This is a genomic window from Halobacillus litoralis (genome assembly GCF_009856445.1).
Taxonomy (GTDB): domain Bacteria; phylum Bacillota; class Bacilli; order Bacillales; family Halobacillaceae; genus Halobacillus; species Halobacillus litoralis.
Map to the genome: position 1 here is coordinate 929,730 of NZ_WMFA01000001.1, position 19,934 is coordinate 949,663.

The 19,934-nt window shown below is 46.0% G+C and carries 19 protein-coding genes; all 19 read left to right on the top strand.

Going from position 1 to position 19,934, the window contains the following annotated elements; genetic code table 11:
• Nucleotides 1-24: 24 nt before the first annotated feature.
• The gene (locus GLW00_RS04220) at nucleotides 25-378 is read left to right on the top strand and encodes a phage holin family protein (protein WP_160911489.1); all 354 of its coding nucleotides are present in this window, start codon (nucleotides 25-27) and stop codon (nucleotides 376-378) included.
• Between the two features lie 1,040 nt (nucleotides 379-1,418).
• Nucleotides 1,419-2,351 (top strand): HPr(Ser) kinase/phosphatase, encoded by a 933-nt coding sequence (hprK, locus tag GLW00_RS04225; protein WP_160911491.1) that lies wholly within the window; start codon nucleotides 1,419-1,421, stop codon nucleotides 2,349-2,351.
• Nucleotides 2,352-2,366: 15 nt separating this feature from the next.
• Nucleotides 2,367-3,200, top strand: a complete 834-nt coding sequence (gene lgt / locus GLW00_RS04230; RefSeq protein ID WP_160911493.1) for a prolipoprotein diacylglyceryl transferase — start codon at nucleotides 2,367-2,369, stop codon at nucleotides 3,198-3,200.
• A gap of 13 nt (nucleotides 3,201-3,213) precedes the next feature.
• Nucleotides 3,214-4,170 (top strand): nucleoside recognition domain-containing protein, encoded by a 957-nt coding sequence (locus tag GLW00_RS04235; RefSeq protein WP_160911495.1) that lies wholly within the window; start codon nucleotides 3,214-3,216, stop codon nucleotides 4,168-4,170.
• On the top strand, nucleotides 4,145-4,783 hold the full coding sequence (ppaX, locus tag GLW00_RS04240) for a pyrophosphatase PpaX (protein ID WP_160911497.1): 639 nt from the start codon (nucleotides 4,145-4,147) through the stop codon (nucleotides 4,781-4,783). Before GLW00_RS04235 ends, ppaX begins: the two co-directional genes overlap by 26 nt.
• Nucleotides 4,784-4,787: 4 nt before the next feature.
• Nucleotides 4,788-5,309, top strand: a complete 522-nt coding sequence (locus tag GLW00_RS04245; protein ID WP_160911499.1) for an acyltransferase — start codon at nucleotides 4,788-4,790, stop codon at nucleotides 5,307-5,309.
• A complete protein-coding gene (locus GLW00_RS04250; RefSeq protein WP_160911501.1) occupies nucleotides 5,306-5,866 on the top strand; it encodes a glycerol-3-phosphate responsive antiterminator in 561 nt (186 codons plus the stop codon). The genes GLW00_RS04245 and GLW00_RS04250 overlap by 4 nt, the downstream gene beginning before the upstream one ends.
• A 103-nt stretch (nucleotides 5,867-5,969) precedes the next feature.
• Nucleotides 5,970-6,788 (top strand): MIP/aquaporin family protein, encoded by an 819-nt coding sequence (locus GLW00_RS04255; protein WP_160911503.1) that lies wholly within the window; start codon nucleotides 5,970-5,972, stop codon nucleotides 6,786-6,788.
• On the top strand, nucleotides 6,785-8,284 hold the full coding sequence (gene glpK, locus GLW00_RS04260) for a glycerol kinase GlpK (protein ID WP_160911505.1): 1,500 nt from the start codon (nucleotides 6,785-6,787) through the stop codon (nucleotides 8,282-8,284). Before GLW00_RS04255 ends, glpK begins: the two co-directional genes overlap by 4 nt.
• A 233-nt stretch (nucleotides 8,285-8,517) precedes the next feature.
• On the top strand, nucleotides 8,518-10,185 hold the full coding sequence (locus GLW00_RS04265) for a glycerol-3-phosphate dehydrogenase/oxidase (RefSeq protein ID WP_160911507.1): 1,668 nt from the start codon (nucleotides 8,518-8,520) through the stop codon (nucleotides 10,183-10,185).
• 111 nt (nucleotides 10,186-10,296) lie between these two features.
• A complete protein-coding gene (locus GLW00_RS04270; RefSeq protein ID WP_160911509.1) occupies nucleotides 10,297-11,115 on the top strand; it encodes a hypothetical protein in 819 nt (272 codons plus the stop codon).
• Nucleotides 11,116-11,819: 704 nt separating this feature from the next.
• Nucleotides 11,820-12,212 carry a MerR family transcriptional regulator gene (locus tag GLW00_RS04275; protein WP_160911511.1) on the top strand — a complete coding sequence of 131 codons (393 nt, stop codon included), beginning with the start codon at nucleotides 11,820-11,822 and terminating at the stop codon, nucleotides 12,210-12,212.
• Nucleotides 12,209-13,726: a class I adenylate-forming enzyme family protein gene (locus GLW00_RS04280; RefSeq protein WP_160911513.1), complete on the top strand. Its 1,518-nt coding sequence runs from the start codon at nucleotides 12,209-12,211 to the stop codon at nucleotides 13,724-13,726. The genes GLW00_RS04275 and GLW00_RS04280 overlap by 4 nt, the downstream gene beginning before the upstream one ends.
• Nucleotides 13,727-13,738: 12 nt before the next feature.
• On the top strand, nucleotides 13,739-15,400 hold the full coding sequence (locus GLW00_RS04285) for an acyl-CoA dehydrogenase family protein (RefSeq protein ID WP_160911515.1): 1,662 nt from the start codon (nucleotides 13,739-13,741) through the stop codon (nucleotides 15,398-15,400).
• A gap of 224 nt (nucleotides 15,401-15,624) precedes the next feature.
• Nucleotides 15,625-16,809, top strand: a complete 1,185-nt coding sequence (locus GLW00_RS04290) for an ATP phosphoribosyltransferase regulatory subunit (RefSeq protein WP_160911517.1) — start codon at nucleotides 15,625-15,627, stop codon at nucleotides 16,807-16,809.
• Nucleotides 16,802-17,437, top strand: coding sequence for an ATP phosphoribosyltransferase (hisG, locus tag GLW00_RS04295; RefSeq protein ID WP_160911519.1), 636 nt, complete (start codon nucleotides 16,802-16,804; stop codon nucleotides 17,435-17,437). Before GLW00_RS04290 ends, hisG begins: the two co-directional genes overlap by 8 nt.
• Nucleotides 17,437-18,711 carry a histidinol dehydrogenase gene (gene hisD, locus GLW00_RS04300; protein ID WP_160911521.1) on the top strand — a complete coding sequence of 425 codons (1,275 nt, stop codon included), beginning with the start codon at nucleotides 17,437-17,439 and terminating at the stop codon, nucleotides 18,709-18,711. The genes hisG and hisD overlap by 1 nt, the downstream gene beginning before the upstream one ends.
• On the top strand, nucleotides 18,708-19,301 hold the full coding sequence (hisB, locus tag GLW00_RS04305) for an imidazoleglycerol-phosphate dehydratase HisB (protein ID WP_160911523.1): 594 nt from the start codon (nucleotides 18,708-18,710) through the stop codon (nucleotides 19,299-19,301). The genes hisD and hisB overlap by 4 nt, the downstream gene beginning before the upstream one ends.
• Nucleotides 19,301-19,930: an imidazole glycerol phosphate synthase subunit HisH gene (hisH, locus tag GLW00_RS04310; RefSeq protein ID WP_160911525.1), complete on the top strand. Its 630-nt coding sequence runs from the start codon at nucleotides 19,301-19,303 to the stop codon at nucleotides 19,928-19,930. Before hisB ends, hisH begins: the two co-directional genes overlap by 1 nt.
• The last annotated feature ends 4 nt before the right edge of the window (nucleotides 19,931-19,934 follow it).

The following is a 19,934-nucleotide window of genomic DNA, read 5'->3' on the forward strand; positions in this document are numbered from 1 at the left end:
ACACATGAAAGGCAGGATGAAACTATGAAGAATTGGTTGATCCATATTGTCGTCAACGCCATCGCCATTATTGCGGTTGGAGCACTCTTTGATTCCGTAATCATTGACGGGGTGGGAGGCGCATTGCTGGCGGCATTCATTTTATCGATACTCAATGCTATCGTGAGGCCGGTCTTAGTGATCCTCACTTTACCGATTACAATTTTATCGCTCGGTCTATTCCTGTTCATCATCAACGCCATTACCTTGTGGCTGACCGATGCTTTCCTGGGCAGTACTTTTGAAATTGACGGCTTCGGTATGACCATCATCGCCGCTATAATCATATCTCTGATCAACCTTGTGTTGAACAGCTTAATCAAGGATATGAAAAAATAACCCCCCCTTTACCGTATGAGTTTTCTCATACGGTATTTTTATTGCATCCCTTACCTCACAAACGGTCCCGATTGAGGAAGACTCAGGTTCGAGATGTTCGTGTGATTCTAGGGGCTCCGGGAAAAGATTCGTCTTGCTCCATCGTCCAGACACTCGCGTCATAAGCAGAACAGCAAAGGAATGAAAAACTCATTCCTTTGCTGTTCTGCTTATGCCAGTCGTGTCTACCAGGACGATTCCGCATTTGAAAGCTTTCCATGGGGCGGGCGGTGAGCCTCCTCAGGCTATGCCTTCCGGGGTCTCACCTGTCCCACACATCCTTTTGGTTATCCGGTTCCAGCGCCTAGTGAGACTTCCCTCGCTTCTGTACGATAAGTCAACATCGAATCGGTACGCTCGCCGTGTTTCCTTTATCTCCGCCAGCTCAGTCCAGTCTATACGCCGCTGATCAAGGCACCTCCACACTAAAGGATAGGAGTCTCACCGTTTCCCTCCGCCCCTTTACCTTATAAGTGTCTCGAAACCTTACTAAAGGGGCAGCTTAAATGGTAGCGGGAAATGGGTGATTAGAACACTTGTATTAATAAGTAAGGTTTCAATTCTTATCCCCTAGGCGCGGATATAGTGCGTTGTATCAAACATATGCGTATGCTAAACGTCAAGGGGGTAGAGTTTATATCATTCACTTCTCATAACCATACAAGATGATTTTTTAAATAGTGGTTTCGAGACTCTGATATAGCAAAGGGGCGGAGGGGAATGGCGAGACTCCTGCGGGAAAAGAGTGCTAGGTGAGACCCCGCAAGGCGTAAGCCTGAGGAGGCTCATCGCGCTCCCGCGGAAAGCGAGTTATTCCCCGCAGCCCCATCCACTCAACAAAAGTCTCGATACCACAATTCTGCCAGATAGTTGAATAACTCCGCTATGATAAGGGAGGAGCACTTAAGGGAAATACTGCTAAAAAACCTCCCTATCCAAGATTTATTGAAAACATGCTACAATAGGGGACAGTGATTGATGAAAGAGGAGGTTGATGGACAATGAGCAAGGTCCGTACACAAGATTTGTTAGAACAATTTGCACTTGAACTCGTTGCCGGTGCTGACGGCGTCCACCGTGAAATACATATGAGTGATATTTCTCGTCCTGGCGTAGAAATGACAGGGTATTTCAAGTTTTATCCGAAAGATCGCCTGCAGCTGCTCGGTAAGACAGAACTCTCTTACTTTAATGAACTGGCAAAAGAACAAAGAAGAGAGCGAGCGGAAAAGCTTTGTACAGATGTGACACCTGGAATTGTTATTACCCGGGGAATGGATATCCCTGATGAACTTAGTGAAGCAGCCAATGAGGCGGGCGTTCCACTCATGTTGTCCCCATATAAAACGACGAGAGTGATTAGTCGGCTGACGAATTATTTGGAATCCAAGTTTGCTCCGTTTACGGCCATCCATGGTGTGCTTGTCGACATTTACGGAATTGGTGTGTTGATCACCGGTCAAAGTGGTGTCGGTAAAAGTGAGACAGCCCTAGAGCTTGTGAAGCGCGGGCATCGTCTTGTGGCTGATGATAGTGTGGAGATTCGACAAGAGGATTATGATACATTAATCGGAAACAGCCCTCCGCTGATTGAGCACCTGTTGGAAATTCGTGGACTGGGCATTATCAATGTGATGACATTGTTCGGTGCGGGTGCTGTTCGAAGCTATAAACGGATCACACTCGTCATCAACCTTGAATTGTGGGAAAAGAACAAACAATACGACCGTCTTGGTTTGGAAGAAGAAACGATGAAGATCATGGATGTTCAAGTTCCGAAAGCAACGATTCCTGTTCGTCCTGGTCGTAACCTTGCCGTCATTATTGAAGTGGCTGCGATGAACTTCCGTTTGAAACGCATGGGCGTCAATGCTGCTGAAGAATTTTCAGAGCGTCTGACAAAAGTCATCGATCAAGACCAAACGCAAGAATAAAGGAGGGAACCGCTGATGACATGTACACCTGAACCGTTGAACCCGGTCTTCCTCCAATTAGGTCCGCTTTCGATTTACTGGTATGGCTTGATTATTGCCACAGGAGCTTTTCTGGGGCTTTGGATTGCTACACGAGAGACAGAACGTCTCGGTTTGAAAAAAGACTATATGGTCGATATCGTTGTATTTGCAATTCCGGCAGCCATCGTGTGTGCCAGGATTTATTATGTCATTTTCGAATGGGATCGTTACGTTGGTGGACCATGGTGGAAAGTTTTTGCCGTGTGGGAAGGCGGAATCGCCATTCACGGGGCACTGATTGGTTCCGTGCTGACTGCCTATATTTATACGAAAATTAAAGGATTGTCCTTCTGGATGATGGCGGATATAGCTGCGCCGAGTATTATTCTCGGACAGGCGATTGGACGCTGGGGAAACTTTATGAACCAGGAAGCCCACGGCGGCCCGGTATCCGAATCATTTTATAATAACTTTATGCAGTATTTGCCCGGGTTCATCAACCAGCAAATGTGCATCGATGGTACAGTCTATCATCCGACATTCTTATATGAATCTGTGTGGAACATCATCGGATTTGTTTTGCTGTTAGTGTTGCGCCACAAATTTAATCCACGTCGTGGAGAAGTGTTCTTAAGTTATGTCATCTGGTATTCTGTCGGACGTTTCTTTGTTGAGGGCATGAGAACAGACAGCCTTTATCTATTCGGTGAGATTCGTACAGCACAATTTATCTCCATCGTGCTTGTCATTGGTGCGGTTATTGCGATTATTTACCGGAGAAAGAATGGCATGGCGAATAAATATTATAACGGAAAGAAAGTAAAATAAGGGAGCAGGTAGCATGAAAGGGATTCTAAAGCGTGGAAGTAAAAAGGGACTGGAGTTGACGTGGACGCTCGGAAAAGTCATTTTTCCCGTAACGTTAATTGTCACAATCCTTCAGTATACGCCGGTTCTCCCTTGGGTTATGGAAAAGTTGGAACCTTTGATGGGGTGGCTTGGACTTTCCGGTGAAGCTGCTGTTCCTCTTGTTTTAGGTAACTTTCTAAATCTTTACGCGGGCATTGCGGCCATCATCTCTTTTCAGTTTACGGTAAAAGAAGTGTTCATCCTTGCCGTGATGCTTTCCTTTTCCCATAACTTATTGATTGAATCGACGGTGGCTAAAAGGGTAGGCGTGAGCTGGTGGTTTGTAGCTGGCGTCCGCTTAAGTCTCGCTTTGGTTTCCGCCGCCATCATTAATGTTTTTTGGAAAGGCGGAGGAGAAACGGCGAAATATGGATTTGCTCCCGAGAAGACAGTCGATCCGAATGGATGGTCAGAGATTATTTTCCAAGGCGTACAGACCGCCTTCATGGGAATTGTGCAGCTGGCGTTGATTGTCATTCCATTAATGATTTTCATGCAGTATTTACGTGAAAGAGGCTGGCTTGACCGCTTTTCAGGCTGGGTCGCTCCTGCGACTAGATTTCTTGGGATGGAACGCAACACATCGATGACCCTGGTTGCAGGACTGACGATTGGGCTCGCTTACGGTGCCGGCTTAATGATTCAGGCTGTGGAAGAGGACGGCGTTTCAAAAAAAGATATGTACTTAGCCATTCTCTTTCTTGTTTCCTGTCACGCGGTCGTTGAGGATACACTGATTTTCATTCCGCTCGGTATTCCTGTATGGCCGCTGCTTTTGATCCGTCTATTGACGGCGATTGTGTTAACCGCTGCCGTCGGCTTCGTTTGGAACAGACTACAACAGAAAAGAAAGGACCCATCCAATGAGCATACGTACCATTCTCTTTGATTTAGATGGAACATTGATTGATACCAACGAATTGATCATCGCTTCCTTTACCCATACGATTGAACAATATTCTGATCGTTCTTATGACCGTGAAGAAATTCTCGACTTTATCGGCCCGCCTTTACGGGAGAGCCTGCACAAAGTGAACCCTGACAAAGTGGAAGAAATGGTCGAGACCTATCGCAAACATAACATTGAAAACCATAATCGTTACGTGAAAGCCTACGAGGGCGTTGTGGAAACGATTGAGACGCTGAAGGATCAAGGTTACAAATTAGGTATTGTGACAACCAAAATGAGGAATACCGTTCATATGGGACTTGAACTGACAAACTTGGACGGATTATTCGAAACAATCATTACATTGGATGATGTGACGAATGCGAAACCTCATCCGGAGCCGATTGTGAAGGCTTTAAACCAATTGGATTCGCAGGCATCGGAAGCGATGATGGTCGGAGACAATACGCATGATATTGAAGCAGGGCAGAATGCCGGAACGAAAACGGCCGGGGTCGCCTGGACGGTTAAAGGTAGAAAAGTACTCGATGACTTGAATCCTGATTACATGCTTGATAATATGCGCGATCTATTAAAAATCACAGGAGGATGACTCTATGAGGAAAACGGAACGCTATCCAGTCAAAGGAGCCAATTCACTTTGGCACATTTATAAGACGGTCCCGTTTTTCAAAGTGGTCAAAAACTTCATCATTATACAAATGGCCCGGTACACCCCTTTTCTTTCTATGAAAAATTGGTTGTACCGGACTTTTCTCCATATGAAGGTCGGAGATCAAACGGCTTTTGCCTTGATGGTTATGGTCGATATTATGTTTCCTGAAAAAATTATGATCGGGCGGAATTCGGTCATTGGTTACAACACCACAATTCTTGCTCATGAATATTTGATTGAAGAGTACCGCCTCGGTAATGTTGTGATCGGGGATGAAGTTTTGATTGGAGCGAATACGACGATTCTTCCTGGTGTCACCATCGGCGACCGCGCCGTTGTTTCTGCTGGTACGCTGGTGCATAAAGATGTGCCCGCAGGTGCTTTCGTCGGAGGAAACCCGATGCAGCTCATCTATACGAAAGAACAGATGGAAGAACGGACACAGAACGGGGGAGAAAAATGACGTTGACACAGTCGGTTCTGCCTGCAGTAAAGAAAATCAAAGAATTTGAAGCTTTGTTGGAGAGTGAAACCGATTATATCATCCTTTTGGAAAGCCGGTTGGGTCTTTTACGAAAACTTGTCAAAATCGGGCAGAAAGCTGGAAAAAAAGTTTTTGTGCATGTAGACTTGATTCAAGGTTTGAAAGCGGATGATTATGGCATGGAATACATAGGGCAGGAAGTGAAGCCGGATGGGGTCATTTCTACGAGAGCTCATGTCATTCAGCAGGCAAAAAAGTATCATCTTATTTCTGTGCAGCGGTTGTTTTTAATAGACAGTCAGGCGATTGAACATAATGTGAAGATCATCCGTAAAACGGCTCCCGATTTTGTTGAAGTTTTACCAGGGGTCTTACCGGGAATGATAAAAGAGATCAAGGAGCATATCGGCATTCCTGTCATTGCAGGAGGCTTGATTCGTTCTATGGAAGAAGTGGATCAAGCGCTTGCTTCGGGTGCTTCTGCAGTCTCTACTTCACGTTCTGAATTATGGCGTTTTAACAGCGAGAATACATAACACCTTTCGTGAAGAGGCTGACGATCCACACAATAATTAGATCATACTAATGTTGTGTGGTTTTTTGTACGTCAATCGTGGTACACAGAAAGGAGATCACAGCATGACTGAATTCATGGGCGAGCTGATAGGCACCATGATCCTCATCATTTTCGGGGGAGGCGTCATCGCAGGTGCAAATTTAAAAGCAACAAAAGCAGAAGGAAACTGGGTGCTGATTACCATCGCCTGGGGACTTGCTGTAGCTATGGGTGTTTACGCTGTAGGGAGAGTAACAGGGGCTCATATTAACCCTGCCGTTACACTTGGACTGGCAACGGTCGGAGATTTCCCCTGGAGCAAAGTCCCGATGTATATTACCGCCCAGATGGCGGGTGCATTTATGGGAGCTGTCATTGTCTTCTTTCACTACCTTCCTCACTGGAAGGATACAGAAGATCAGTTGGCGATCAAGTCGATTTTTTGTACAGACCCTGCCATCCGCAGCCCGATTTCAAACCTTGTCAGTGAGATCATTGGAACATTCGTATTAGTGATGGGCATCTTGTTTATTGGAGCCAATGATTTCACACAGGGGTTAAATCCTCTTATTGTTGGTTTGCTGATTGTAGCCATCGGGATGTCTCTCGGTGCGACAACAGGGTATGCAATCAATCCAGCCCGTGATTTGGGTCCTCGACTGGCTCATGCTATCTTACCGATTCCAGGAAAAGGGGGATCGGATTGGGGATATTCCTGGATCCCTGTTCTTGGTCCAATCATCGGTGGTGTGTATGGCGGATTGTTTTATCAGGCCATATTCCAAGCAAATGCGAACGGCTGGTTCTGGGTTGGCACCATTATCATTTTACTTATTTTACTTTCCTCCATGCGTGTGGAGCTGAAAAAAGTGCATCAATCTGAAGAAGGAGTGGAATCATGAAACAGTACATTTTATCAATCGATCAGGGTACAACAAGTTCAAGAGCGATTTTGTTCAATCACGAAGGACAGATCGTAGAAACCGCTCAAAAAGAATTTGAACAGCATTTTCCAAAGCCGGGCTGGGTAGAGCATGATGCAAACGAAATTTGGACATCTGTCCTAGCTTGTATTGCGGATGTTCTAAGAAAATCCGATATCGAAGCGAGTCAGGTTGCCGGTATTGGTATCACAAACCAACGTGAAACTACAGTCGTTTGGGACAAAAACACGGGCAAACCGATTTATAAAGCGATTGTCTGGCAGTCTCGTCAAACGCAAAGCATCTGTAATGAGTTGAAAAAACAAGGATTGGAAGAAACATTCCGGGACAAAACAGGTCTCCTGCTTGATCCATACTTTGCCGGAACGAAGGTGAAATGGATTTTAGACAATGTTGACGGAGCGAGAGAAAAAGCCGAAAACGGTGACCTCATGTTTGGAACGATTGATACGTGGCTTGTTTACAAGCTTTCTGGACAAAAAACGCATGTGACTGACTATTCCAATGCTTCTCGTACATTGATGTACAACATCCACGACTTGAAATGGGATGATGAACTCCTTGACATCTTAGGTGTACCGAAGAGCATGCTGCCGGAAGTGAAACCTTCCTCAGAGGTCTATGCGAATACTGTAGATTATCATTTTTATGGGAAAGAAGTTCCAATTGCCGGGATCGCCGGAGATCAACAGGCGGCTCTATTCGGACAAGCATGTTTCGATAAAGGGATGGGTAAGAACACCTACGGAACTGGTGGATTCATGTTGTTGAATACCGGAGAAGAAGCAGTCAAATCCGAAAATGGTCTGTTAACAACGATTGCCTGGGGGCTAGATGGAAAAGTAGAATACGCGCTGGAAGGAAGCATTTTCGTTTCCGGGTCAGCCATTCAATGGCTTCGTGACGGCTTAAAAATGGTAGAATCCTCCCCGCAGAGTGAAGAGATTGCTGGTCAGGTGAAATCCACGGACGGCGTTTATGTTGTTCCTGCCTTTGTTGGTCTTGGTACGCCTTATTGGGACAGCGAAGCACGAGGAGCTGTCTTCGGTATTACACGTGGCACGACGAAAGCACACTTTGTACGAGCAACGCTTGAATCTCTTGCGTATCAGACGAAGGATGTCGTGGATGCGATGGTTGAAGATTCAGGCATTGAAGTGAAAAAACTTCGAGTTGACGGAGGGGCAGTTAAAAACAACCTGTTAATGCAGTTCCAAAGTGATCTGCTTGATGTGACGGTCGAGCGTCCAGAGGTTAATGAAACGACAGCTCTTGGTGCGGCTTACCTTGCCGGTCTTGCTGTAGGGTTCTGGGAGGACCGCAAAGATATTGCCAACCAATGGAAAGTAGAAAGAGAGTTCGAGCCGAGTATGAATGAAGAGAAAAGTAAGAAACTATACAAAGGCTGGCAAAAAGCTGTGGAAGCAACAAGGGTGTTCAAACAAGAAGAATAATTCCTTGAAAACATCTCCCTCTCTGATATAATGAAGCTATAAGTTAATGATAACGGTCGGAGATACGGAGAGACCACGAAGCTTTATGCAATCCGCATAAGTGTTTTCGTGGTCTCTTTTTTTTATGTTTTGAATGGGCACTCGATGAGCAATCCGACACATATTCTTTGCTGAAAAAGGGAATACCCGTATCAGACCATGAATTTGAAGACAACGGAAGAAGGAGAGATAGTATGCAATCATTTTCTAGTTACGAAAGACAAGATCAGTTTAACCGTTTAACTCAGGAAGAATGGGATGTCCTCGTTATAGGTGGAGGAATCACAGGTTCTGGAATCGCTCTCGATGCTGCGAGCCGTGGCATGAAAACAGCAGTCGTCGAAATGCAGGATTATGCAGCGGGTACGTCCAGTCGTTCCACAAAATTGGTGCACGGCGGTTTAAGATACTTAAAACAGTTCGAAGTGAAAATGGTCGCCGAGGTAGGGAAAGAAAGAGAAATCGTTTATGAAAATGGCCCCCATGTGACGACACCTGAATGGATGATGCTACCATTCCATGAAGGCGGAAACTTTGGACCGTTTTCTACAAATGTCGGACTTCGCGTATATGACTACCTTGCCGGCGTGAAAAAATCGGAGCGTCGAACGATGATGAGCGCAGAAGAAGCCCTTGAACGTGAACCACTTGTGAAAAAAGAAGGATTGAAAGGCGCAGGGTACTATGTAGAATATAAAACCGATGACGCGCGTCTTACACTTGAAGTGATGAAAAAAGCCGTAGAGTTCGGTGCATGTTCTACGAACTACGCAAGGGTCGTAGACTTCATTTACGATGACAATGGATCTATGGTTGGAGCGAAAGTAGAAGATACCGTTTCAGGTGAGCAGTATCATGTCAAAGCGAAAAAAATCATCAATGCAGGTGGGCCGTGGGTCGATGAATTGCGTGAAATCGATGGCTCTAAAAAAGGGAAAACCCTGCAGCTCACGAAAGGCGTCCACCTCGTTTTCGATCAATCGGTCTTTCCTTTAAGACAGGCGATCTATTTTGATAGTCCGGACGGTCGCATGATCTTCGCCATTCCACGTGACGGCAAAACTTATGTCGGTACGACAGATACGACGTATGATCAGGAAATCGCTCATCCCACAATGACGGAAGATGATCGTGATTATATTCTTGATGCGATGAAGACGATGTTCCCAACAGTTGATGTCACAGCAGACGATGTAGAATCAAGCTGGGCAGGACTGCGTCCACTGGTCCACGAAGAAGGGAAAGATCCGTCTGAGATTTCTCGGAAAGACGAAATCTTCGTTTCAGACTCTGGGTTGATTTCCATGGCTGGTGGAAAACTTACAGGATATCGTAAAATGGCACAAACGGCCGTCGATCTTGTTCGTGATCAATTGATGGAAGAGCAGGGCATTCGTTATTCAGACTCTGAAACGAAAAACATGCCGATCTCTGGTGGCGATGTCGGAGGTTCCAAAGGGTTCAAGAAATATAAAGAAGAGCGCGTTCAAATCGGTGAATCTCTGGGAGTGACGAAAGAAGACGCAGAAAAATTGATCCAGCTCTATGGTTCAAATGTCGACAAAGTCTTCAACAACTTCAAGGACCGTAAAGAAGAAGCAGCACAGGAAGGGGTGGACCCCGTGGTCTTTGCCCAGCTCGTGTATGCATTAGAAGACGAAATGACGTACAAGCCTGTGGATTTCTTTATTCGCCGAACAGCAGCCTTATTCTTTAACATTCAATGGGTACGTGATCATAAAACATCCGTCATCAATTATATGGCGAAAGCCTTGAATTACAGTGAACAGCAAAAGCAAGAATACACGGAAGAGCTTGATCAATTATTAGAAGAAGCTGTCACACCTATTGAATACGTATAAATCATAAAGACTTCTCCTCCACGGAGGAGTCTTTTTTTTACATATTTTTGTAACTTTCATCGTTCTCATCCGTACTTATAATAAAGCTTCTTTTTTTAAGGAGGATCTAAGATGTCGCTTGTTCAGAACATGATTTACCAAGATGCAAGAAGGCAACTACGGACTGGGACCCTTCTTTCATTCATATCCATGGTTTTTATCCTTGGGATGGTCACCGTTAATCCGAGTAGTTTTATTATTTCTGTGGTTTATGCAGCGATTTTTGCCATCACGGGAGCTGCGCTTTTAAAAGGCGGTTATGCCGATCTTCAAAAATCCAAAACCGTATTGGATTTTGAATCGGATCGTACACAGGACTTATTAACAAGAGTACCCGCGCGTATGTATATGGGGCAAAAAGCACTCAAATCCTTCCAAGCTGGATTATTTGATATGGAAGGTGAAAGTTACGGTGAAATCCAAGAAAAGATCCAATGGAAACATAAAATTTTAACGATGTTTACAGCCATGTTTTCCTATGACCAGTTAAGACCAGCTGTGTACACATTTAAAAATCAGCGTGGTCAATCGCTCTACCAGATAGAAAAGAAGGGTGGTTTTCAGTGGAGAGGATATATCCAACGCAAAGATGGAGGGTATGTCGCTTATACGAAGCAAACAAAAAATAAAGGGACAGGCCAGCGCATCACTCGTTATATAGAAATGGACCAATGCCGCTGGAGTGCAGAAGGCGATGACTTCATCGGACATTATAAAATCAAGGATCATGAAGGAAGAGTATGGGCTGTCATTAAAAGAGGGGCCATCCCCCGCGAAGCGGCCGAGCGTTTCGAAAAGATGCCTGGTTACTTGGTCGAATGGAACATCCGCGACAACATCCCAGCTTCTCTCCTCGCCTTCCTGTTCCTCCTCCAATCTAAAGAAAGATAATCATTTGCCTTACTAAAGAATATGGCAAGATTGTTGAAGACTCAGCTTCGAGACTTTCCAGGGTTCGTTGCCCGGGTTGAGCGTCAGGGGTGGCTGGGAAGCTACTCGCTTTCCTGTGGGGGAGTGGCGAGCTTCCTCGGGCTACGCCCTGCGGGATCTCGCCGATCTCCTTTCTCCCACGGGAGTCTCGCAGCTTCCCAACCACCCCATTCGATGAAGGGGATAGCGAACCCTTATACCAAGTTGGAAGGTCTCCCACTTTCCTGTTTGTTGTAGGCAGAAAACGCTATGTATCAAGCTTTCATGGTTCAAGTACCTCGACTTGGGAGTATTATCCTTATACTCTCTTCACACAGAATAGCTGATTATAAAAGAAGTGGTTTCGAGAACCTTCTATGGTAAAGGGGCGGAGGGGAATGGCGAGACTCCTGCGGGATAAAAGTGCTTGGTGAGACCCCACAGGACGCAGTCCGAGGAGGCTCACCGCGCTCCCGCGGAAAGCGAGCTATTCCCTGTAGCCCCATCCACCCAACAAAAGACTCGAAACTGAGTCTTCCACTAAAGGGAGCTATACTTTATGAAAGCACCTTCTGAGTAAGGTGCTTTTTCTATTGGTAATTTCCAAATTTTTATAGTTGAACTTAACGTTAACGTTAATGGTATAGTGGAATTGTTAGAATTTTCATTCAATGAGAGGGGATCGAATGGAAGGACGTTTATCTATCCAGCAAGTGGCCGACAAATATGATGTGACTCAGCGGACCATCCGATACTATGAAGAGCTTGGTCTGATCAAACCTTCCCGCAGCTCGGGAGGGCACCGTTCTTTTTCTCCGAAGGATTTAACACGTCTTGGGCTTGTTTTTCGTGGGAAAAAGTATGGTTTCCAGCTTGAAGAAATCAAAGAAATGATTCATCTTTTCGACCAGGATCCTTCCGGGGTCCGTCAGCTTGAACGGACGCTTACCTATGGAAAAGAAAAAATGCAGGAGGTGGACGATCGGATCCGGGAGTTGGAACAGTTAAAAGCGGAAATGGGACAGTGGCTCGACAAATTCGAAGTAGAATTAAAGGAACGGAGAGGAGATCCTGTATGAATCTTTCTGAATTATTAGCTTACCAGTCTCGTAAGTATCCGGAAAAAGAAGGGATTGTCACACCTGAAGAACGTTTGACATATCAGGAGTGGAACAGTCAGGTCAATCAGTGTGCCAGAGGTTTGATGAGGTTAGGAATTCAGGCGGGTGACAAGGTCATCATCCATATGCCGAATACTAAAGAGTTTGTCATCAGTTACTTTGCGATCCACCGACTGGGGGCTATTGTCGTTCCTATTAATGCACGTTTGGTACAGGGAGAAATTACTTATATATACGATCACAGTGATGCAGTCGCTTTGCTCACTCATGATTTGCTCATCGATCAGGTGAGAGGACTTGCTGATGAAAGACAGGGAACATTTATCAAAACTGGAGAGGCTGACGGAGCCTGGCACTCGTTTTCGGATATGCTTGTAAAAGAAGAGCCACTGGAAATGGTAAATGAAGCCCATGAAGATGAAGAAGCTTCGATTTTATATACCTCAGGGACAACAGGGCAGCCGAAGGGGGTTGTCTTTACCCATAAAAATATTTTGACGGTCTCTTCAATGATGGCCGTAGAACTGGAAATGAAACCATCGAGCCGTTTGCTTCATATGATGCCCTTCAGTCATTCCGCACCATTGCATCTCTTTTTAGCAGGGGGGACGTTTGTCGGTGCCACACACATCATCGCTCCTACTTTTACTCCGGACTTATTACTTGAGCTTGTTTCGACTGAACGGGCGTCACACTTTTTCGGAGCACCTGTTGCTTATTTAATGACAGCCAAGCATCCAAAAGTGAGGGAAACGGATTTGAGCTGGGTAAAATATTGGACTTATGGCGGCGCACCTTTGTCTAAAAAAGAAGTGGAGTTTGTGAGAGAGCAGTTTGAAACGGACAGTCTTTGCTGTTTGTATGGCTTAACGGAAGCAGGGCCTAGCGGAACGTTGCTGCTTCCACAGGAGCATGATGAAAAAGCGGGCAGTGTCGGGAAACGTGCGGCCCTTCATTGTGAAATGTGTCTAGTAGATGAAGATGGCTATGAAGTAGAATACGGCCGGGTGGGCGAAATCGCTCTTAAAGGTGAAGGAATTATGAAAGGCTACTATAAAGATGAGGAAAAAACGGCCGCAACCTTCCGTGACGGATGGCTCCTTACAGGGGATATGGGTGAAAAGGATGAAGACGGCTACTTGTGGGTCATTGACCGTAAAAAGGATATGATCATCTCGGGTGGGGTCAATGTTTATCCGCGTGAAGTAGAAGAGCTCTTGTTGCAGCATCCACACATTGAGGATGTGGCTGTCGTAGGCGTCCCTCATCCTGACTGGGGCGAGACGGTCAAAGCGCACATTGTTCAAAACGGGCAAATGACAGATGTGGAAAATGAATGCCGACGCTTTTTGGAGGTTCAATTGGCGGATTACAAGATTCCTAAGCTCTATGAGGAAATGGAAGAGCTTCCGAGGAACGCGACGGGTAAATTATTGAAACATCGATTGCGAGAACAGGCGCGTCAAGCCTAAGGGGGTTGTGAAATGAACTTTTACGAAAGAGACGAGAACCTCCAGGATCTCCTGAAGGAAACGTGGGATGAACCTTTTTATCAGTGGGCTGATGAGCGACTCCGGTTTTTCGGTGAGAAGTGTGCCCAGGAGATTGATGAACGGGCGGTTCACACTGATCGTGAGGGTCAGCCGAAATTGATCAAATATGACAAGATGGGCAACGATATTTCAGAAGTATGGTTAAATGAAGGGTACAAAAAAACTATAGAAGAAACGTATGGGGAAGGAATCGTTGGTTATCTTCATAAGGATATTCCTGAGCTTGGAAAAAAAGGTGACTACATGTATTCGTACGCGCAAGGTTACCTTCTCTCTCAGGCAGAACCTGGTTTTTACTGTCCAGTGACGTTGACGATGGCTACCGCTTATTTGATCGATCATTACGCAGATGAACAGTTGAAAGCCACATATTTACCGCACGTGCTATCAACGGGAGAGGTTGAATTGTATGAAGGTGCGACTTTTCTAACGGAGCGCCAGGGTGGGTCAGATGTGGGTGCTAACGAAGTGAAAGCCATTAAAGAAGGCGGGCATTACAGGATCCATGGGGAAAAATATTTTGCCAGCAACGCGGGAGCCTGCGGGGTGGCTATGATTCTTGCGCGGACAGAAGGCGCACCATCCGGGACGAGAGGTCTCAGTCTTTTTCTTGTTCCCTGGAGGAATGAAAATGGAGAATTGAATGGTATTCAGATCCGAAGACTGAAAGATAAACTAGGTGTCCGTGCTGTACCGTCCGCTGAAGTTGAATTTACCGGTGCGAAAGCATTTATGGTCGGAGAAGCGGAGCGGGGATTCTATTATATGATGGAAGCCTTGAACCTTTCCCGCGTTTGTAATGCAATCGCTTCTATTGGTATTATGCGTCGTTCTTTAACAGAAGCGCAGGATTACGCCAGTAAGAGAAATGCATTCGGGCACTCGCTGATTGAATATCCGATGGTGAAAGATACTCTCGTTTCTATGACGGTTAAGCAGGAAGTGGAAACGAGAGCGGTTTTCGATTTAATCCAATCCTTTGAAAAAGTGGCTCGTGCGCCTGAAGATGCAAGAATAGAAGAACATATCCTGAACCGTGTCCGCATTGCGATCATGAAAAAAGAAACAGCTGAACAGGCGGTGGATTTTACACATGAAGCGATTGAGATGCATGGAGGTAATGGATACATTGAAGACTTTGTTACGCCTCGTCTTTTGCGTGATGCTCAAGTATTGACAGTATGGGAAGGAACAGCGAATATTCTCGGCCTGGAAGTCTTAAAACTTTTCAATAAATACCAGGGACACGAGTTGTTTGTCCAACATATTCAAGAACGCTTGGACAAAGTTGCCCATAAGGGGAAAGAGTATACGCTGGTGAAGGAGTCGATTCTGAATTTTATCGCTTATGTAGACGAGGTATTAAAACAGCCGGGGGAAGTACAAACCTATTACAGCAAATCTCTTGCCGGAAAAATGGCTTTGCTTTATGAATCCGTCATTGCTCTTGAGATGATGGAAAAGGGAGCAAGGTTTGAAAGGGTTGGGAAACTCTTCATACACCAACAGATGCAGAAAGAGTCACCGAATGCAGAACCACTTGCTCTTCGTTACGCTGATGAAATCCTCCATTTGAATAAAGCTTTCTCCTGAATGAACAGACGCACAGTTTTGTGCGTCTGTTTTATTATGGTTCAGGTGTATAACGTCCTTTACATGAAAAACCGCGAACTCTACCAGCAAGGCCCCGTATTTATGAAACGGTTTCTGCTATGATAAGAAGGGGAACAAAGCTAAGGAGTTTCTTCATTGACGCTCTATCTTTATCATGTTAGCATATTAGCAAGCTAAAGGATTTGGGGAAAGGATGAATACCATTGGTTAAACGCCTGATGTTTGAAAAGCCATTGGGAATGCGGGACACGCTTCCCTTTTTTTATAACCAAAAATCGAAAGCGCGCCAACAATTATCGAATGCCATTCTTTCGTTCGGATATTCGTTCATGGATACTCCGATCATGGAATATCACGAAACGGTAGGAAAAGTAAGTGCAACACTTGATCAGCAATTGTTCAAGCTTTTGGATCAACAGGGACACACACTTGTATTGAGACCGGACATGACTGCACCGATCGCAAGGGTGGCAGCGTCTCAACTGAAAGATGCTGAGTTTCCGCTTCGTCTGGCTTATGAAGGCCCGGTATTCCGTGCCCAACAGACCGAAGGAGGGAAACCGGCTCAATTTGAGCAGGTCGGAACGGAATTGATTGGGGACCACTCCTCTTATGGAGACGCAGAAGTCATCGCTCTCCTCGTTGAATCTTTAAAGCAGACTGGACTCGATGATTTTGTGATTACAGTCGGTCACATTGGCTATGTGAAAGCCTTTTTCACAGATTTACTTGGCGATGATGAGGATACGATTGAATACCTTTTAAATTACTTATATCGAAAGAATTACGTCGGGTACAGGGAAGCGGTAAAAGAGCTTTCTGTTTCGAAAGATAAAAAAGAGGCCCTTCTTCAGCTCCTCGCTCTGAAAGGCGGCGAAGAAATCTTTGAGAGCAGTCGTTCACTTGCTCGGAATCAAGCCTGCATGCAGGCTGTAAATGAACTGAAGCAGTTGTATCGTCTGCTACAGCAGTACGAGGTCGAAAAATACATTCACTTTGATTTAAATTTAATCAGTCACATGGACTATTACACGGGAATTTTGTTTGAAGGCTATGCGCCGAACCTTGGGGCCCTTCTTTGTAACGGAGGCCGCTATGACACCTTACTTCCTTCTTTCCAGCTCAGTGCCTCGGCAACTGGATTTGCCGTCCATCTGGAACGTCTGGTAGAAGCATTGAACGAGCAGGAGTCAGGTGACGGGCGTATAGGTGTCATCGTTGACGATGATAGTTACGGACAAGGGTTGAAGGAAGCGAAGCGCTACCGTGAGGATGGTCAGGCGGTTCTTTTACAACACGTGGACCAAATCCCGGATTTGCAGGCTTTTAAAGCGGAATTATCAGAAACGATCGATTTCACGAAAGGCGGAGGTGAGCGTGATGAGTAAGCCGTTGACCATTGCCATGCCGAAGGGCCGTATATACGAAGAAGCGGCGGAACTGATGAAAAGAGCGGGCTATGAGCTGGAAGCGGACATGGATGAGTCAAGAAAGTTAATCCTGGAATTTCCTGAACAGAACATCCGCGTCATGATGGCCAAACCGATGGATGTCGTCACTTATGTAGAGTATGGAGCGGCGGATATCGGGATCGCCGGGAAAGACGTTCTGCTTGAACAGGATCGGGATGTTTATGAAGTGCTTGATTTGAAAATCAGCCCCTGCTATGTAGCTGTAGCTGGACTGCCTGACCAGCCATTGAGCCGGATTGCACCAAAGATCGCCACGAAATATCCGAAAGTCGCTTCTGATTATTTCCGTGAGCAGGGCGAACAGATTGAAATCATTCCATTGAATGGATCCATTGAACTTGCGCCTTTGATCGGATTGGCAGACCGTATTGTCGACATCGTCTCGACAGGACGTACGTTGAAAGAAAACGGGCTGGTGGAGTATGAGAAGATTACAGAGATTACGTCGCGTTTGATCGTGAACCCGGTCAGTTACCGATTGAAGAGTAACGAAATTGAGGAAATGGTAAGCAAACTAAGTGAAGTGATGGAAGGGGAGCGCTGATGAAGATCATAAACAAGTCTGATTTACAGTCATTGAAGCGTTCCGTCGACCAAGGAACAGAGGAACAGCGAAAATCTGTTCAGGAGATTATTGCACAGGTGAAGAGCCGGGGAGACGAAGCGGTCAAAGAATACACCGAGCGTTTTGACAGGACCACTATGGAAACGTTCAAAGTTACAAAAGAAGAGTTTGAACAAGCGTATGCCTCTCTCGATGGGGAGTTTGTCCAAATTCTGCAGGAGGCCGCGGACAACATCCGTGCTTTTCACGAAAAGCAGAAGACCGCTTCCTGGTTTGATAGTTCGGAAGACGGGACCATCTTAGGACAAAAAATCACCCCGATTGATGCCGCAGGGGTTTACGTGCCGGGCGGAACGGCCGCTTACCCTTCTTCTGTTTTTATGAATGTGATTCCGGCACAAGTGGCAGGTGTAGAGCGGGTCGTCATGGTGACTCCTCCAGGGGAGGATGGAAAAGTACCTGACGGGGTCCTTCTTGCTGCCCAGATCCTGGGCGTGGAAGATGTGTTCAAAGTAGGGGGAGCGCAGGCCATTGCCGCTCTTGCTTATGGTACAGAAACGATTCCCTCTGTGGATAAAATAACAGGTCCTGGAAATGTTTTCGTTGCGCTTGCAAAGCGTGAAGTGTTCGGGGATGTCGATATTGATATGATCGCCGGACCAAGTGAGATTGCCATTCTTGCTGATGAAACCGCCCGTGCGGAAGAAATCGCTGCCGATCTTCTTTCTCAGGCAGAGCACGACGCCCGTTCTTCAAGCGTCCTTGTGACAACAAGTGAGCGTCTTGCGAAGGCAGTGGAAAAAGAAGTGCAGGTACAGCTGGATTCCCTGCCTCGTGCTGATATCGCTAGAAAGAGCGTGGAAGACTATGGAATGATTGTGCTGTGTGATACTTGGGCAGAAGTAATTAGCACCATCAATGAAATAGCGCCCGAACACCTGGAAATTGTGACGGAAGATCCTTTTCAGGAACTGGGGAAAATCAAGCACGCGGGAGCGATTTTTCTAGGGCCTTACAGCAGTGAGCCTGTCGGGGACTATTTTGCAGGACCTAATCATGTACTGCCTACGAATGGAACAGCGCGTTTTTCAAGTCCTCTCAATGTCGATGACTTCGTAAAAAAATCGAGCGTCATTTCATACAGCAGACAGGCTCTTGAAACGAACGTCGACAAAATTGCCCGGTTCGCCCGGCTGGAAGGGTTGGAAGCCCACGCACGCGCAGTAGAGACACGTAAGGAGCGATGGAAATGACAGAAACGAGAGCAGCTAGAATTGAACGAAAAACGAGAGAAACAGATATTCAGCTTGAACTTGGAATTGATGGAGGAGGAAAAGCGGACTTGGATGTTCAGGTGCCTTTTCTTTCTCACATGCTGGAATTGTTCACAAAACACGGTCTCTTTGATTTATCCGTTGTCGGTCGAGGCGATGTGGAAGTAGATGATCATCACTTAACGGAAGATATCGGGATTTGTCTTGGACAGGCGTTACGAGAAGCGGTCGGCGATAAATATGGCATGAAACGTTACGGCTCCATGACTCTGCCGATGGACGAGACGCTTGTCACGGTAGCCGTAGATTTGAGTGACCGTCCTCACCTGGAATGGCGGGCAGAGCTTCCCAAGGATCGTGTCGGCACCTTTGATACGGAAAATGTTCATGAATTCTTCTGGAAACTTGCAGTAGAAGCTCGGATGAACTTACATATCGTCTTACATCATGGGCAGAACACCCATCACATTATTGAGGCGATGTTCAAAGCCTTTGCACGTGCTTTGGATGAAGCGACTCAAATCGATCCACGCGTCAAAGGAGTTCCGAGTACGAAAGGAAGTTTATAATGATAGGCATCATCGATTATGGAATGGGCAATTTATTCAGTGTTTCAAAAGCGCTTGAACGACTCGGCGTGGATTACAAAATCGGGGACCGCCCCCAGTCGTTGGGAGAATGTGATGGGTACATCCTCCCTGGTGTAGGCGCATTTCCGGATGCCATGAGAGCACTTCAGGAGCATGGATTCATAGATTTTATAAAAGATAAAGTGGCCGAGGGGACACCGGTCTACGGCATATGTCTCGGCATGCAGCTGCTGTTCGAGAGTAGTGAAGAAGGTGGACTTACGGAAGGGTTAGGATTGTTCCCAGGCACCATTTCCCGTTTTCCAGGAATGGATGACCAAGGACGTTCTTATAAAGTTCCGCATATGGGCTGGAACGAACTTGAGATCCATCAGCCGGACAAGCCTTTGATGACAGACGTAAAGGAAGACCATGTTTACTTCGTTCACTCTTTTGTTGTGAAGACGAACAATCCTTCTATTTTATATGCGACCTCTGATTATCATATGGAAGTGCCTGCAATCATTGGAAAAGGCAACCTTGTAGCGAGTCAGTTCCACCCGGAAAAAAGCGGGAGAGCCGGCATGCAGCTATTAGAGAACTTTTGTAAAGTAATGTGTAAACAGTGAGGAG